The 16010-nt window shown below is 70.5% G+C and carries 7 protein-coding genes and 1 pseudogene; 5 read left to right on the top strand and 3 right to left on the bottom strand.

The annotated features are described in order from the left end of the window. Positions 1–109: 109 nt before the first annotated feature. Together ACFWJ4_RS22210 and ACFWJ4_RS22205 are read right to left on the bottom strand one after the other, a co-directional pair. The gene (locus ACFWJ4_RS22210) at positions 110–1414 is read right to left on the bottom strand and encodes a condensation domain-containing protein (RefSeq protein WP_380546304.1); all 1305 of its coding nucleotides are present in this window, start codon (positions 1412–1414) and stop codon (positions 110–112) included. 72 nt (positions 1415–1486) lie between these two features. Next, positions 1487–2683: a MalY/PatB family protein gene (locus tag ACFWJ4_RS22205; RefSeq protein ID WP_380546302.1), complete on the bottom strand. Its 1197-nt coding sequence runs from the start codon at positions 2681–2683 to the stop codon at positions 1487–1489. 581 nt (positions 2684–3264) lie between these two features. Between ACFWJ4_RS22205 and ACFWJ4_RS22200 the strand changes: the two genes are divergently transcribed. From ACFWJ4_RS22200 to ACFWJ4_RS22180, 5 genes and pseudogenes are all read left to right on the top strand, one after another. Continuing rightward, complete coding sequence (locus tag ACFWJ4_RS22200; RefSeq protein ID WP_380546300.1) at positions 3265–5586, top strand: amino acid adenylation domain-containing protein; 2322 nt, start codon at positions 3265–3267, stop codon at positions 5584–5586. Positions 5587–6191: 605 nt separating this feature from the next. Then, a complete protein-coding gene (locus ACFWJ4_RS22195; RefSeq protein ID WP_380546298.1) occupies positions 6192–8159 on the top strand; it encodes a B12-binding domain-containing radical SAM protein in 1968 nt (655 codons plus the stop codon). Between the two features lie 148 nt (positions 8160–8307). Next, positions 8308–8475: pseudogene (locus ACFWJ4_RS22190) on the top strand (transposase); the annotation flags it as partial. A 704-nt stretch (positions 8476–9179) separates the two neighbouring features. Beyond that, positions 9180–13988, top strand: coding sequence for a DnaB-like helicase C-terminal domain-containing protein (locus ACFWJ4_RS22185; RefSeq protein ID WP_380546296.1), 4809 nt, complete (start codon positions 9180–9182; stop codon positions 13986–13988). After that, positions 13988–14608: a hypothetical protein gene (locus tag ACFWJ4_RS22180; RefSeq protein ID WP_380546294.1), complete on the top strand. Its 621-nt coding sequence runs from the start codon at positions 13988–13990 to the stop codon at positions 14606–14608. Before ACFWJ4_RS22185 ends, ACFWJ4_RS22180 begins: the two co-directional genes overlap by 1 nt. 203 nt (positions 14609–14811) lie before the next feature. On the opposite strand, the gene ACFWJ4_RS22175 is transcribed toward ACFWJ4_RS22180, so the two are convergent. After that, positions 14812–15150, bottom strand: coding sequence for a hypothetical protein (locus ACFWJ4_RS22175; protein ID WP_380546292.1), 339 nt, complete (start codon positions 15148–15150; stop codon positions 14812–14814). Positions 15151–16010 lie beyond the last annotated feature (860 nt).

The following is a 16010-nucleotide window of genomic DNA, read 5'->3' as shown; positions in this document are numbered from 1 at the left end:
CCGGGCACCCGGATGGGAGCGGCAGCCAGCACGGCGGACCCCGGACGCTGCCGGGAACGGTGGACCCCGGCTCCCGCACCGGCGTACGGCGGGCACATCTACGTGGTGGTCATGCGGGAGCGTCCGAGGAGAAGGAGCGAGGCGTGGCCGACGCCGTGGCCGACGGGGCGATTTCGGCGAGTCGGCTGTCGAAGGCGCGCAGCAGATCAGGGAGCCGCTGCGGCCAGGAACCGGTCAGCGGAGCCTGGACGACGCATTTCAGGGTCCCGTCGGGCAGTTCGCACACCTGGAGCTGAACCTCGGCGACCGCGCCGACCGGCGGCACCGGAACGGCGCGCATCCTTACCGGACCGGCCGAATGCTCGACGCGCTGCCAGTTCTCGAAGGCGAACAGCACCTGGTAGACGGGCATCCGACCACCGGGGACCGTATGTACGGCCCGGACGATTTCGTAGCGGGGCAGCGCGGAGCCCAGGACACTCTCCCGCACGGCAGCCCAGACCCGCTCGACCACCCCGGGTGCGGACAGCTCGGGCATCCGCACCGGCAGGATGTCGATCAGGCAGCCGAGTTCGTCCTCCTGCCCGGCCGAGCGGGTGGCCACCGGTGTGCCGACGCAGAAGTCGGAGCCGCCGGTGATCTCGGCCAGAGCCCGGCCGTACGCGGCCAGCAGCACCGCGAACGGTGAGCAGGCGCTGCGCCTGGCCTGGTCGCGCACCGCCTGCCAGGTGCTGGGCGGGTAGGTGGTTCGGAGCTCGGCCGACCCATCTGCAGCGAGCTCGTGCTGGTTCGGCGCCGGGCTGCCGTCCGGGGTAGGCAGGTCGGCCGCCCCAGTCAGCACGGTGCGCCAGTGTGTGGTGAGTTCGGCGTGTTGCGCCGGCGTGAGTTCTGCGGCCTCCACTCGTTCCAGCACGGGCAGATCGGTCGCGACGCCGTCGACGGCCCGTGCGTAGGCGCGCGCCAGATCGGCGGCGAACACCTCCTGGGAGAGCCCGTCGAAAGCGATGTGATGGACCGCCAGGAAGACGGTGGCGCCCTGTGCGTCCGGGGCGACTGCGGCCCTGTAGACGCGGCCCGCGGCGAGATCGAAGGTGTCAGCGTTCAGCAGGGTGGCGGCGGCCTCCTCGAAGCCGGTGCCGGACCCGAGGCGCAGCAGCGGCTCCGCGACCGGCTCCGCGAGGACCTTGCGGACCACCTGCTCGTGCTCGAAGACGAAGGCGGTGCGCAGCGCCTCCTGGCGGCGCGCCACTGCCGACAGCGCTGCGTCGAGGGCAGGGAGATCGAGCGGGCCGTCGACGCGGACCTGGGCGAGGATCCAGCCGGCGCGGCTCGCCGGGGCGATCTGCTCACCGAGCCAGAACTGCATTTCCAGAGCGGAGGCCGGCTGAACCCGCACCGTCGTGTGGTCAGTCACAGGAAAGCTCCTTGTCCGTGCCTGCGGGGTTGTTGGTGCTGATCGGAACGTCTGTGTCGCGCAGCTCGCGTTTCAATCACGTCCGCGCCGTCGCAACGCGGCGCCCATGCGGTCCAGGGTCTCTTCCAGGACCTGCGGGGACGTACCGAAGTTGAGCCGTACGAATCCGTCGCCGCCGGCTCCGAAGGCCGGACCGGAGAAGAGAAGCACCTTGGCCTCGTTGCGGAAGAAGGGCATGGGGTCCGGACCGATCCCCAGCTGCCGGCAGTCGAGCCAGGCAAGGAAAGTGGCCTCCGGAGTCCGACATCGGATCCTCTCCGGGAGCCGCTCGGCCAGCAGCCGCCGGTTCCGGTCCAAGATGGCCAGCACTTCGTCCAGCCAGGCATCGCCCGAGGTCCAGGCGGCCTTCAGTGCCTCGACCGCGAGCACTCCTACTTGGCCGAAAAGCAGCCCGCGCCGGGCGTCGACGGCATCCCGTACGGCCTGCGGTCCTATGTGTGCCAGCGCGCAGCGGATCCCGGCGAGGTTGAATGCCTTGCTCCCCGAGGTGAGGGTGACGGTGCGGGCAGCGATTTCCGGGCTGAGCGAGGCGAAGGGAATGTGCTGGTGCGGGGCATGGGTCAGATCCGCGTGCACCTCGTCGGAGATCACCAACAGGTTGAACCTGAGCACGAGTTCCGCGAGTGACTCCAGCTCGTCACGGCGGAACACCCGGCCGGTGGGGTTGTGGGGGTTGACGAGGAAAAGCACACGGCAGCGCCCCGAACCCCCGTCCGCCGCGGTCCGCTCCATGAGCGCGGGATCGAACTCCCACCCGCCCTCGCCCTCCTGGATCGGAACGGTCAGCGCCCTGCGGCCGATCCTCTCGATGACATCGACGAACGGCGGGCAGGCGGGGGTGTGCAGAAGTACCGCATCGCCGGGGTCGGTGGCGACCTGGAGCGTCGCGAGCATCGCCTGGTTGATGTCCGTGAACAGCCGTACGTGCGTGGGATCAGGCCTGTGGCCGTACCGGCGCCGCGTCCGCTCGGCGAACACCTCGCCGAGCGGGCCGCCGCGGCTCTCATCGAACCATGGGGGGTAGCCGAGATCGCCGTCGGCGCGGCGCAGCAGGGCCTGGCGTATCGCGGGTGCGGTCGGAAAGTCCATGTCCGCGACCCAGGAGGCCAGCATGCCGTCGCCCGCGGTGGCCCACTTCTCCCCGTCCCGCTGTGACAGGCGGCTCAGTTCGAGGGAGTCGAGGGCAGTTAACGAAGTGTCGGCGTTCATCGTCCTGTTCCGTGTCGGTTGGATGGCAGCGTTGTGCGGACCGAGGTCGGTGCGGTGCCGCACGACGGAGGGGAGGCCGGTACGGAAAGCCTGCGGCAGGAAACCCGATCGCTCGGCAGAACTCCTGCGGGTCCCCTGGCCCTCAAGTCGCATCCCCACAGTCCTGTTGGGCCACAGGGGGAGTGCCCCGAGTACGTCATGGTTGCCCTATGGGGGGAGCACACAAGGTTATGCGGCAGCCTTCGGTCGCGAACGTGTGACGTCGGCCACATTGCGGCGTTCGCAACCCGCCGATACTGTCGCCAGCAGCGCCTTCCTCAGCCCGGATCAGACGCTGAGGCTGGTCGCTCGCAAAGCTTGGAGCCTCCTGGCCCGGCAGTCGGTGCGCACATGCGCCCATCCGATATTCACAGTCGAATTACATCTGCGATGTCGAGAATCTGTGACAGGAGACAGGATTGTCCTCCCATGCTGCCCAAATTCCTGCGGACCGGCCGCGTGGCGTCGACGCACCCCGTTGCACGGGGGCAGTACGCCGAGAAATTCCCGGTCTCTACGCCGGCGCCGTCAGGGATGTGGCGGTGTCCTGTGCGACCGCCCCCGAGAGTGTGCTGCTCGCTGGCTTCGCCGCGCTGCTGTACCGGTATTCCGGCCAGAACCAGGTCGAGTTCCACGTGCGCCGCGAAGGAGGTGAGGACTCGCTGCTCCGCTTCTCCGTCACCGGGGAGAGCACGCTCCGCGGACTGACCGGTGCGGCCGGTACCGTGGCGGCCCCCGGGAAGGAGCCCGCGCGCATCGGCGTACGTTTCGGTGCGGATCGGGCCGGCGAGGGCGATCAGCCGTACGAGGTCGAGCTCGTGCTTCCTGTGGCCGAGGCGGCGTCCCGGTCGGCCGCTCTCCACTTCGACGAGCGACTCTTCGAAAGGGCGACCGGCGACCAACTGCTTGCCCACTTCCAGAACCTGCTCGAGGACGGCGTGAACCGGCCGGACCGGGCGCTGGCGGATCTCGTGCTTCTCACCGGGCCCGAGGTGCACCGGATCCTCGTGGAATGGAACGACACCGCTGTCCGGCTGCCCCGCGAGGAGAGCTGTCTGCACGAGGCGTTCGAGGAGCGGGCCGCGCGGTCCCCCGAGGCCGTCGCCGTGATCCAAGGAGCGACCCGGCTGACGTTCCAGGAGATCAACGTCGCGGCGAACCGGCTGGCACATCATCTGAGGGACCTGGGCGTCGGCCCCGACGACCGCGTCGGCCTCTACCTCGAGCACTCGCCCGATCTGCTGATCTCGATGCTCGGGGTACTCAAGGCCGGCGGGGCCTATGTGCCACTCGACCCCGGCTATCCGCAGGCCAGGGTGTCCACCATGATCACCGGTGCTTCCTGCGTGGCTCTGATCAGCCACAGCAAGCTCGCTGCCGCTCTGACCGGGGAGGACTCCGTACGGCAGGAACTCCTGGTGTTATTGGACCGCGAGACCGCCGCCCTGTCCGCTCGGCCCGATCACGATCCGAAGGCCCAGGCCGGGCCGGACAACCTCTGCTACGTCATCCATACTTCCGGTTCCACCGGAAAGCCGAAGCCGATCGCGCTGCGCCACCGGGGCGTGACGAACAACATCGAGGATCTCAACTCCCGCTTCGCCGTGGGCATCGGCGACAGTGTCCTCGGCCTGTCATCCCCGAGTTTCGACATGTCGGTCTACGAATTCCTCGGGATGACGGCGGCGGGCGGCACTCTCGTCCTTCCCGCGCCCGGCCGGGCCAAGGATCCGGCGCACTGGGCCGAACTGGCGGCGGACCACGGCGTCACGGTGTGGAACACCGCACCGGCGCTGCTGGAACTGGTACTCGATCATGTCGAGCGCGGCGGGGGTGGCGGGCCCTCACCGGTGAACGCACTGCGGCTGATCATGGTCGCCGGAGACTGGATCCCGCTGAAGCTGCCCGGACGTGCCCGCGGAGCCGCGCCCGATGCCAGGTTCATCTCCCTCGGTGGGGCCACCGAGGCCTCGATCTATTCGACGATATTCGAGGTCGAGGCCACCGAACCCACCTGGAGGAGCATTCCGTACGGGCGCCCGATGGCCAATCAGCGCACCTACATCCTGGACGAGTCGCTTCAACCCGTTCCGCCGGGTGCAACAGGCGAGTTGTACCTCGCCGGCGTCGGCCTCGCGCTCGGCTACTTGGACCAGCCCGCCCTCACCGCCGAGCGATTCATCGAGTGGACGTACGGCCCAGTGACCGACGAGCGGCTGTATCGCACCGGCGACTTGGCGAGGTTCGGTGCCGACGGACTGATCGAACTGATCGGCCGGACCGACCTTCAGGTGAAGATTCACGGGCTGCGGGTGGAGCTGACCGAGATCGAGTCCGTACTCCGCGACCATCCTCGGGTCAAGGAAGCGGCGGTGACCGCACAGACCGATGCCGCCGGCGTCCCGGTCCTGGTCGGATACGTCGTGCCGCGCGACGGCGAAGTCCTGGACCCGGAGGACATCCGCAGGACCCTCGCGGCCAGCCTCCCGGCTCACATGGTTCCCGGCACTGTGCTCGTGCTGCCGGCCATGCCGCTGAGCCCCAACGGGAAGCTGGACCGCAAGTCGCTTCCCACGGCCCCCTCACCGCACGAGGAGCGCCGTGGCGACACCGTGCCGGTCGGTGCCGAGCCCAGCAGTCCGTGGGAGAAGCGGATCGCCGCGGCATGGCAGGACGTTCTGGGCATCGATGCGATCCGGCGTGACGACGACTTCTTCGCCCTGGGCGGCGACTCGATGAAGGCCATGCGCAGTATGGCGCAGGTGCCCGAGCTGACGTTGGTGGCTCTGCACCGCCATCCGACGCTGCAGAGCCTGGCCGCGTATCTTCAGGCCACGGCCGCTCTGCCCGGGGCGGGGAACTGACCGAGCAGGAACCGCAGCACACAGACGGTGGCCGGCCGGGCGGGCCGGATGCCCGGGCGTCCGTCGCGCGGGTACCGGCCCGCGAAGTCCTCGTCGCACCACAGCCCGTCCCGCCGGTTTTCCACCCACGTCGCCGTCGTGCCGCCCGGGTTGCTCGCCCGCGCGATCTGCGCGGTCAGGGACGGGAATTGCTCATTCGCCGAGCTGCCGGGTGATTTCTTCGATGCGGGCCCGGAACTGCCTGGTTCGGTCGGCCGGTTCGCGTTCGCGGAAACCCCGGTCGAAACCCTTGGCCGGCGCGCGCACGTGAATGACCGAGGAGTGATGCGGACGTGAAATTTGAAGACACGGCCCAGTAAGGTCGAGTAAGATCGCGGGTGAGTTCGAGGTCGTGCCGGGTGGGCCCTCGATTGAAGAGCTGCTGGATCGCCACAAGAAATATGCGGCCAGGCTTGAGAATGTCCCGATCTGTGACGGATTGGGATGTGTGTTTTTCGGGAAAGCAGAAGGACGGGAATGTCCATCGATGGCCCGCCGGAGTAATTGCGTCATCGATGTCCGTGTTCGGGGATAAGATCCTGGAAGAACCAGAATCCGGAGGACCGATGGCCACGCACGCTATTCAGAAGACGCATTCGGGGCGCGGCGGAATTCAGATGCATCGCCAGGGGGAAGTGTCCGATCTGGACGCGTTTCGGGAACGGCGTCTGACGCGCAGGCGCCGGCTGTTGGATGACCTGGCGAGTGCGAGAACGGGCACCCGCTATTTCCCTGTGCTGTCGGTACTGGCGCCCGTCATGACCCAGTCCGAGGGTGAAATCACCTATCCGGGCGACCCGATGTGTCTCTACACAGCGCTGAGCGCTGCCGTGCACCGTGCCGTGGCGGACGCCGGCCCGCTGGAGGACGCCGTGCACTACAGCGACCTCGCGCCCGAGTGGACCCGGTTCCCGTCCAAGGAGTACCGGCTCTCCGCCAGTGACGACGGATACCGGGCCTACGGCACGTCACCCAACACCGACCAGACGGTGTTCGACCCCCGGGTCTGGGACGACGCGGCGCGCACGAGATGGCTGCGGCTGCTGCGCGAGGTCCAGCCCAGGGTCGTGCTCATCAGCGCCGTGTCACCCGCGCACCGCTACGCGCTCGAAATCGCGAGGTTGGCCAAGCGCGAGGTCCCGGACGCCTTCGTCATACTCGGAGGCCGCCATGTGGACGAGACCGTCACCTGCACCCCCGACGGCCAGTCCCTCGTGTGCGAACCCAGCAGCACGGTGACAGTCATTCAGGAGGGCAAGGCTCCCGGAGTGGTCGACGCCGTCGTCGGCGGCGAGGCCTACTTCGCTGTGGACCTGCTCATGCGGGCCATCGCCCTTGCCACCGATCTCGACCGGCGTTGGGTGGACCGTGACCAGGTCCTGCCGTGCCTGCAGGGGCTGCTCGCCGAAGAGGGTCCCGTGTCCGGCTCGTCGGTCGTCGTCCTGGCGGCGGGGGAGACCTTCGACGCCGTTCCGCTCCGTGGCCGAACGCTCGACCTCGCATCCTTACCCTCGCCGTACGAGGCATTCGCGATCCGGTCCCGATTCCCCATCTTCCCCCGCCCCGGGACGGGGGAGGTGATGCGCACCGCGCACTTCATGGTATCCAACGCCTGTCCGTACCGATGTAATTTCTGCTCCGAGTCGTCGCAACTCGGCACCGGGCTCAAGCGGTTCAAGGACGATGCGATAGGCGCGGCGGCGGAGCGGGTCTGTGAATACGTCAGCTACGGCGCCGAGTCGCTCTTCTTCGACGACTCCGTCTTCTGGAGCGGCCGGTACCGGGACATCGAGAATTTCTGCGACGAGCTCAGCCGGATCCGCCGGGACGAGAGCGGTTCACTCGAACCGCGTTACCGCAGATTCGTTCGCGAGGAAGACGATGCCCAGCGGCTGCGCGACCTCCAGTGGGGTGCTCAGCTGACCGTCGACACCCTCGTCGCGCTGCATTCGGCTGAAGAGTCGTCAAAAATCCTGCGAAAGATGAAGGATGCCGGATGCAGCTACATCTACATCGGCATCGAGAGCATGTCGACGCAAGTCATGAACAACATTCACAAGAATATCCGCCGGGACGAACGGAAGCCCTGGAGGGAAAAGGTCAGGGAAGCTGCGGCCCTCGTCAAGGAGCAGGACCTGCAGCTGGGAACTTCCGTTCTTTTCGGCCTCGACGGCGAGACGCGGGACAGTATCGACGAGACCATCCATGAAGTGGGCCGTCTCATCGACGACAAGCTGATCGATCTGGCCAGCCCGAACATACTCACCTACCACCCCGCGACACCGGTCACGCGCCAGCACGGCATGCAGGACCAACTCGACTACCACTCCCCGCGCATCGACAACCGAAAGCCCTATATTTACTTCGAGGAAGCCTTTCCCGGTGTCGTCTCCGTCCTCCTCACTGAGGACGACATCTGGCACATTCACAGGGAGACCGAGAAACGCTGGGGCGGGGCCCGCAATGATGCTGCCGCAGTTCCTGTCCAGGAAGAGCAGTCCGACAGTCCCCGGCACGTCCACGCCGGACCATGACGACGCCACACCTGAAGGCGCCCAGAGGCTCCGGCCACGGCTGCAAGGGCTGAGCCGCCGGACGGCCTACGGGACTTGCCCACCCGGAGCCCCGTGACGACTCGATCGCTGCTGCAGGACAACGCCGGCGAGGTCGTCCGCAGGATCGATGCGAGTCGAGCCGGCGGGAGGGGACGTGACCAAGATCTGGGCCGGGGTGGATATCGGCAAAACGCACCCCGATGTCGTGGTGATCAACGAGGAGGGCGAGTGGCTGCTGTCCCGCCGGATCGAGAACGACGAGACTGAACTGCTGGCTCTGATCGGCGATGTGCTGTTATCGGGGGTGCGCTCTAACCATCTGAGCCACCGGCCTGTTGGCCAAGATCATACGTACATACCGCAGCTGTTGCCTGTTCCTGCCGGGTGATCGGGGGAAGTGGTATCTCCGTCCCGGCTCGCGCCGCGCCCGCCGCCCCCGGCTGCCCGCCGTCGCTCCGGGCCCGTGCGGTCTGTCCACCTTCGCCGGGCCTGTGCAGGGCCCGCCGCCGCCCCCCGGCTGCGGTGCAGCCCTGGCCGCCCCGTCCCGGCCACATCCGTCGGTCGGGACGGCCCTGTCCCGGCCGGGCCGGCCGCCATGAGCTGGATGCCGCGCCGGCCGTCCGCCCGCCGCCGCCCGTCCGGTCCGCCCGGGGTTGTTCCCGGGCCGTCCTCCGCGAACCCGCCTGTCCGGGCGGGGGTATCCGGGCCTCGGCGGCGCGGCTTCACTCATTCTCGTTACAACAATCCGCTCCGGTGTGTACCGGTGTGGCTAGACTGACGGCCAGCGTTACACCTTGCGTGTGGGTGCGGGTGGCCTGTGGTCCGGGCCGTGCCGCGCCCTGCCCGGGACTGGGGCGGCCTCCTGCCGTCCGCCGGTCGGCACCGCCGCCCGTCGGCAGTGGCGCCCGCCCGCTCCGGGCCCGTGCGCCTTCGGCCCCCGGGCCGTTGCCGGTCGTTCCTGTCTGTCTGCTGTGTGCCCTTCTGTGTCTGGAGTGCCTGGTGTCCTCTTCTCGTTCGGGTTCCTCCCGCGCCGCTGCCGGTGTGGCGCGCGGTGCGGACGAGGTCCCACCGGTGGCGGTCAAGGGCCCGGCCGGGCCGGACATCGTGCCCGCCCCCGGGGCTGTTCCGACCGGCGAGGACCCGCCCGTCCCGGCCGCAGGGGGCTCCGGCGCTGCGGACACGACCGCCGGCGCTGCGCCGGGTCCGGCCCGCTCCGGCAGCGCCCCGCGCGGGGCCGGTCCCTCGCGGCGGTCCGGCCGTCCCGACGCCGCACCCGCCGCACCGGCCGTCTCCGCCCCGGAGCCGGGAGCGGCCGGATACCTGCACCTCCCCGGCCCGGAAGACTCGCTGTGGGCCTCGGTCCCGCTTCAGCTGCGCCAGAACCTGGCCATGCCCGCGTACCAGCTGGTGAACCCGGCGCGCGGTCACCTGGCCACCCCGGCGGGCCGCAAACTGAAGTCCGCGCTCGGGGCCGCCGTCCGGGGCAAGATCACCGGGACGCACTGGCTCGCGCTGCTCACCGCTCCTCGTGCCGCGTTCGGCGGTCCGGCCAGCGCCCGCGCCGAGCAGGCGTACAAGGCCCTGGAGCAGCTGGTGGCCGACTTCCTGCGGCCCGCGCTGGGCACCGTCGCCGGGGCCGAGTACGCCGCCGGGGTGGAACTGGCCGCGCCCGCCGCCCCGGCCAGCTCCACCGGCCCGGCCCCGGACACCGACCCGACCGCCGCGCCCGGCCCGGCCCCGGAGACCGACGCCACCGCCGTCCCGGCCCCGGCCCTGCTGCGCCCCGCCCCGGCCCAGCCCGCCCCGGCGGCCGGAACCCCGGCACCGGTGCCGGTCGGCGACCTGGCCGAGCTCCTGCGCGTCACCACCCAGACGCCGGGGACGATCCTGGCAGTCACCAGCGCGCACACGACCACCGCGCAGACCGCTCTCGCCCAGGCCCAGGACCTCGAGCCCGCTCACCTGCCGACCGTGCAGGTGAGCGGCCACGACCGCTCGTCCCTGATCCGCGCCCTCTACACCCGGCTCGGCCTCGGCCAGCGCCGCCGGCTCCCCGGACTCGACGAAGCCGAAGACCTGATCACCGCCGAGCTGCAGCACACCCCCCGCCTGGTCATCACCACCACCACCCTCGGGCTGCGCCCCTCCGCGCTCCAGCTGCTGCACCGCCTGTGGGAGCCAAAGCCGTTCCCGCTGGTGCTCGTCGGCGACAGCACCCTCGACGGCCTCCTCAAGCGCCACGACCTCGCGGAACTCCACCCCCACATCACCCACCACCGCGTCCAGGAGCCCGCCGCCACCCCCGCGCCCGCGCCCGCGGCAGACCCGGACCTGGCCTCCGACACCGCCCCCGCCGCCTCCGGCGACGACCTCGCTGCGCCCCACCCCGCACCGGTCGTCCCGACCCCGGCCCTCTACCCGCCGCCGTCCGGCCCGCTCCCGCCGGCCCCCGACCTGGTCCTGGCCCCGAGCCCGCAGACACTGCACCAGGCCCGCAGCACCCTCCCGCAGATGATCCGCGCCGCCGGCGAGGGCACCTCCACCCCACTTGCCCGCGGCACCCACCACGCCCTGCTCACCGCCCCCACCACCGCCACCGCCCTGGGCTGGGACCTGACCACCGCCACCGCGCACGGCACTGCCGACGCCCGCAAGAAGCTCGGCGACCTCATCGCCCTGGCCGCCGCCGGCACCCCCCAGGTCCTGCGCCGCCACGTCACCCCCCTCGCCGTGCTGCTCCCCGCCGCCCCCGACGGCACCCCGCTCCCGCCCACCGCCGCACCCGGCCAGCGCACCCCCGGCACGGCAGCAACGACCCGACTCGGCAACGAAGTTGTAATGCCCGCCCCCGCCGCCCCCGCCGCCACCCCCGCCATGACTGCCCCCGCCACCGAGCCCGGCCAGGCCGCCGGGCCCGCCGTACCGGCACCCACCCCGCAGACGGCCCCGCCGCCCTCTCCAACCACCCTCCCGCCCGCCGCCGCTCCGCCAGCAACTACAGTGCCCCGCACGGCCGTTGCCGCTTTCACTGCCGACGACGACGCCCTGTTCCCCACACCCGCCGCCCAGGCCGTGCCCGCTCCGGCCACCTCCGCCCCCGCTGCTCCGACCACCCTCCCGCCCGCCTCCGCCCCGGCCGGTGTTGTAACGCCCGTCTCGCCCGCTTCCGCCACGGCACCGGCGCCCGCCGCTGCCGCCGGTCCGGCCGCGCACCCGGCCCCGGCCCCCACCACCGCCCAGACCCCCGCTGTGCCCACCGTCCCGGCCGCCACGCCCATGCCGGCACCGCACACCGACACCACCACCCCCACGGCCCCCGGTGTTGTCACGACCCCCACCCCGGCGCCCGCCGCTCTGGCTACTCCAGCCCCCGCCGAAGATGTACCGCCCGCCCTGCCCGCCGCCGGTACACCCACGCAGCCGACCCCGACCGAAGGCCTCGACACGTCCCCCGCCACCCCCACCGCCGCGCCCGACACCGGCGGCGCTGTACCGCCCGCTACGCCTTCTGTACCGGCCCCCAGCGCCGCACCAGCCCCCGTGACAGAGCCGGCTGCCGCCGTCCCGGCCACCCCGCGGGCCCCGCGCCGTCTCGCCCCCCTCGCCCAAGCCCTCGACACCGTCCTCACCCCCACCACCGAGGGCGAGACCACCCCGGCCGGCCCGCGCGCCTTGTCCACCGGCATCCGCACCCTCGACGACGCCCTCGGCGGCCTCCAGCCCGGCCGCTTCTACCTCGCCGCCGCCGCCCCCGGCACCGGCGCAAGTCTCCTCGCCACCACCACCGCCCGAACCACCGCCCTCGACCACCACCTCCCCGTCCTCTACGCCGCCTCCGGCCTCACCCACGCCGACGTCGCCGCCCGGATCGTCGCCGCCCACCTGCCCGTCGACTACCGCCGCCTGCGCACCGGCCGCCTCACCCCCACCGAACAAGCCGACGCCACCACCCTCCACACCGAACTCGCCGCCGCCCGCCTCTACATCGACGACGGCACCGACCTCACCCCCGAAGCCATCACCGAGACCGCCGCCGACCTCGCCCACACCACCACCGCCCAGCCCGCTCAGCCCGGCCTGGCCCTGGTCGTCGTCGACCGCCTCCAAGCCCTCGACGACCCCCGCCTCCCGCTCTCCGGCCCCCGCCTCACCGACGCCGCCCAGGCCCTGGCCCACCTCGCCCGCACCCACCACGTCCCAGTCCTGGCCATCCTCGACACCGACCACCCCGACCTGATCACCACCCTCGGCCTCGACACCACCCTCACCCTCCACCCCCACCCCGACGCCCCCACCACCCAACTCCTCATCACCATCGCCGAACGCGACCTCGGCACCCAAGCCACCCTCACCCTCACCGCCGACCGCACCCACGCCCGCCTCACCGACCCCACCCCCTCCAACCCCCACGCCCACGCCCACCCCCACCCAGAGCCCCAGGCGCCCAACACCACCCCCGTGCCGGAGGCACCCCACCCCACCACCACAGCGCCGGAGGCGCCCACACCGGCCTCTGCGGCCTCCGCCTGGCCCACCGTCGCCATCCCCGGCCACTCCACCCAGAACACCCCCGCTGCGCCCCACCCCCACCCCGACCCCGACCCCGACCCCGACCCCGACCCCGACCCCGACCCCGACCCCGACCCCGACCCCGACCCCGACCCCGACCCCGACCCCGACCCCGACGTCACCCCGGCCACCCAGACCGCCCTCGACACCCTGGCCAACCTGACGCCCAACCAGCCCCCCGCCCACCCGCTGCGCCCGGCCCGGGACCGCGCGGCGCGTACGGCCGCCCCCAGGCCCGCCCGCACCGCCGGCGGGGACTACGCCGGCCGGGACTACAGCTACTTCCTCGACATGATCAGCTCGGTCGTCGAGCAGACCCTCCAGGAGCACGGCGGCGACACCGAAGCCGCGATCACCGCGCTGGAGCTGAAAGCAATTCCAAACGGAATGGCCCTCTTCGAGGCAACCCGAGTCGGCGGAAACTACGAGCACACGGTTTACCCGGAACGCCTCGAATTCCTCAGCAAGAAAACCCGCGACGGGGCCGACGACGTCTGGGAGGGCCGCCACAAGTGGGAGAACGGCCCGCTCATGGCCCAGCTCAAGGCCGGCACCCTCACCAGCGTGGCCGTCGACATCCTCGACACCAACGCCGCCTACTGCAGCGCCCTGAAGACCTGGCTGCCCATCGGCGCCCTGCAGCACGACCCCGACGGTGGCTTCCACTCCAAGCGCTCCGGCATCTACCTCCTGCCCAAGCGCCCCACCTGGGAACACCCGCACCTGCCCGACCCGATCGGCAACCGTCGCGAGCCCGGCCCGGTCCTCCTGGACGACGCCACCATCCGCCTCCTGCTCCGCTGCCACAAGCTCGGCCTCGCCGAGGCCCCGCAGATCACCCAGTCCTGGACCTCCGGTGCCTCCGAAAACATCACGGAGAAGTTCCGCCGCGTCCTCACCCTCGCCCGCGAAAACGCCATCCGCGACGGCGACGAAGTCACCGAGAAATACGTCAAGGCGATCTATGCCAAGTTCGTCTCAACCATCGGCGAATCATCATTCAACCGCGACCTCCGCCGACCCGACTGGATGCACATCATCCGCAGCCAGGCATTCGCCAACCTCTGGTACAAGGCCAAGCGCGCTCACGACCACGGCCTCACCATCGTGAAACTCCGTGGCACTGATGAACTCCACATCACCGGAGAAGTCCCCTGGCGCCCGGTATTCGAAGAAGGCCGTCTCACCACTCAGCTGAAGCTCAAAGACCAGTACACCATCAACGCGAAGGCCGCCTAATGTCGACCGACGGCTGGAAGAACTTCGGCAAATACGGCGCCAACCTCGACCCCGAAAACCGCCACGGGAAAATCGTCCTCGCCCGCGCCCTCGAAGACGCCCTGGAACGAATGATCATCGAAGGCGGCATCAAGTCCCCCGTCACCACCCGCCGCGGCCTCACCGCCCGAATGAAGTACCTCACCACCACCCAAGGCGGCGCCCAGGCCATGGCCGACGCCGGCATCACCGCCGTCCCCAAGACCATCAGCGCCTGGACCAAGGGCACCCAGAACCCCCTCCCCGCCAACCTCGACGCCATCGACACTGCCTACTGGAACCTCCGGGCCGCCAACATCCTCAACAACCCCGGCGCGTTCAAGCAGCACCTCAACAACCAGGGCAAGGGCACCAAGGTCGAGATCCACCCCATCAACCAGGACGTCGTCGACGAACCGCGCCGCCGCGACAACCTGCGCATCCGCACCCTGCGGGTCCGCTACGTCTGGGACGACGCCGTCGACGCGATGATCGCCGGCGACGTCGGCAAGCTCGAGGAGATCTGGGACGACATCATCGCCGACCTCGACTCCGACTGGGGCGCCTACACCTACGTCCGCCACATCGGCCTCGGCGCCTGACCACCCCCACCAGCCGTCCGCCCGCCCCACCGGGCCGCAGCTGCGCCCCACCCCAGATCAGACCAGCGCCACCGGGCACAGCAGCGCGTACATTTCCCCCCGCAGGTGCGCCTCCGCGATGTCCCAGGGGCCGGTGATGCTGCCGGCCAGGGCGAAGAAGACGCCGTGGCGGCGCGCGGTGCGGCGCCAGGCGCGCGAGCTGTTCAGGCCGCCCTCGTAAAGCAGACGCCGGCCCGGCCGGTCACCGTGAGGACGTCGCCGGCCACGTCCAGGACGGCCGACCAGCCGGCCGCCGGCTCCGCCCAGCCCTCGAAGTCGTCGAACCGCGCCCACCCGCCGGACGCCAGCCCGGCCAGGTGCGGATCCGGCCCGCGGCCGCCGGCCGACGCGAACGTCTCGACCCGGTGCGAGGCCGCGAAGACCACCTGCGCCCGCTGCGCGTCGACGGCCCACGCCTGCATGCCCAACGGCCGCAACGGCTCGCTGTCGACGTCGACGGTGTACATCGTGCCGCCGTCCACCGGCGCCGCCTCGTCGCTCACACCCAGGCCAACGAGCAGGCCCCCCGGAGGTAACCCGGCCAGCGGCTGACCCCGCCCCGCTGCGCACCGCCGGGCCCGGGCCGGAGCTCCACCACCTGGCCGAGCAGAAGCCGGCCGAGCCGCCCGCCGGCGGCACCGCGGCCGCACCTCCGAAATGCCCGGTCTCCCGAGAATTCCCGGTACAATTCTCGAAGCGCCGAAGCATGAATCCCCGGTACAACCCTGAGGGAGACGGGGCATCAGGCGGCATTCCCTGACCGTGCAATTCTGATACAGGCTCAGGCTGATAGAGTCCGGTACAACTTCCCCGTCTGCAGCAGCGGGAAGCCCGTAGGATATGAAGGGCAATCAGCCCGATACAGTCGACCGCCAAGCAGGCGCGTTACAGAAAATGCCAACGCCGCCTGTACAAGCCCTGATTTGATCGCTAGAATTACCTGAGTGGTTCAGACCAGTTGGCGAGGTCCGTAGCTGACTCAGAGTCACAGACTTCCCGCCGATAACTTGTAACGAAGCGGGAGTCGTGACATACCGGAGCCCGGTACACAACAGGGCAGGCGCCCGGAGGGCGTCCACGAAGGAGTCCGGCCGACCCCGGGAGTGAGCCCGGCCGGGGCAAGTAGACTCCGAGACCATAGAAGAAAACCCCAGGTCAAAGCCATAAAGGCCGAGCACGCCAGGGGGAGAGGCCCCATGGAGGCTCGGACGCGGTACAAGGGCCGGCCCCGAAGAGCAGCACCCCGACGGGCGAGAGTTGTACCGGCCTTTCCTCCTAGTTAGCCAAGAGCCACGGAGTGGCGTTACATCATTCCGTCACGGCAGTGACGGCGCGTCATGTGTCCGGAGGACACGGCCTGTCT

It is taken from the genome of Kitasatospora sp. NPDC127067, assembly GCF_042724755.1.
Lineage (GTDB): Bacteria > Actinomycetota > Actinomycetes > Streptomycetales > Streptomycetaceae > Kitasatospora > Kitasatospora lactacystinica.
Note: the sequence above shows the minus strand (reverse complement) of the source record. Positions and strands in the feature narration are given on the sequence as shown.

What these genes read in the sequence shown, in the direction of transcription:
- ACFWJ4_RS22205 (WP_380546302.1), bottom strand. Translation starts at nt 2,683, where the DNA reads ATGAACGCCGACACTTCGTTAACTGCCCTCGACTCCCTCGAACTGAGC.
- ACFWJ4_RS22180 (WP_380546294.1), top strand. Translation starts at nt 13,988, where the DNA reads ATGTCGACCGACGGCTGGAAGAACTTCGGCAAATACGGCGCCAACCTC.
- ACFWJ4_RS22195 (WP_380546298.1), top strand. Translation starts at nt 6,192, where the DNA reads ATGGCCACGCACGCTATTCAGAAGACGCATTCGGGGCGCGGCGGAATT.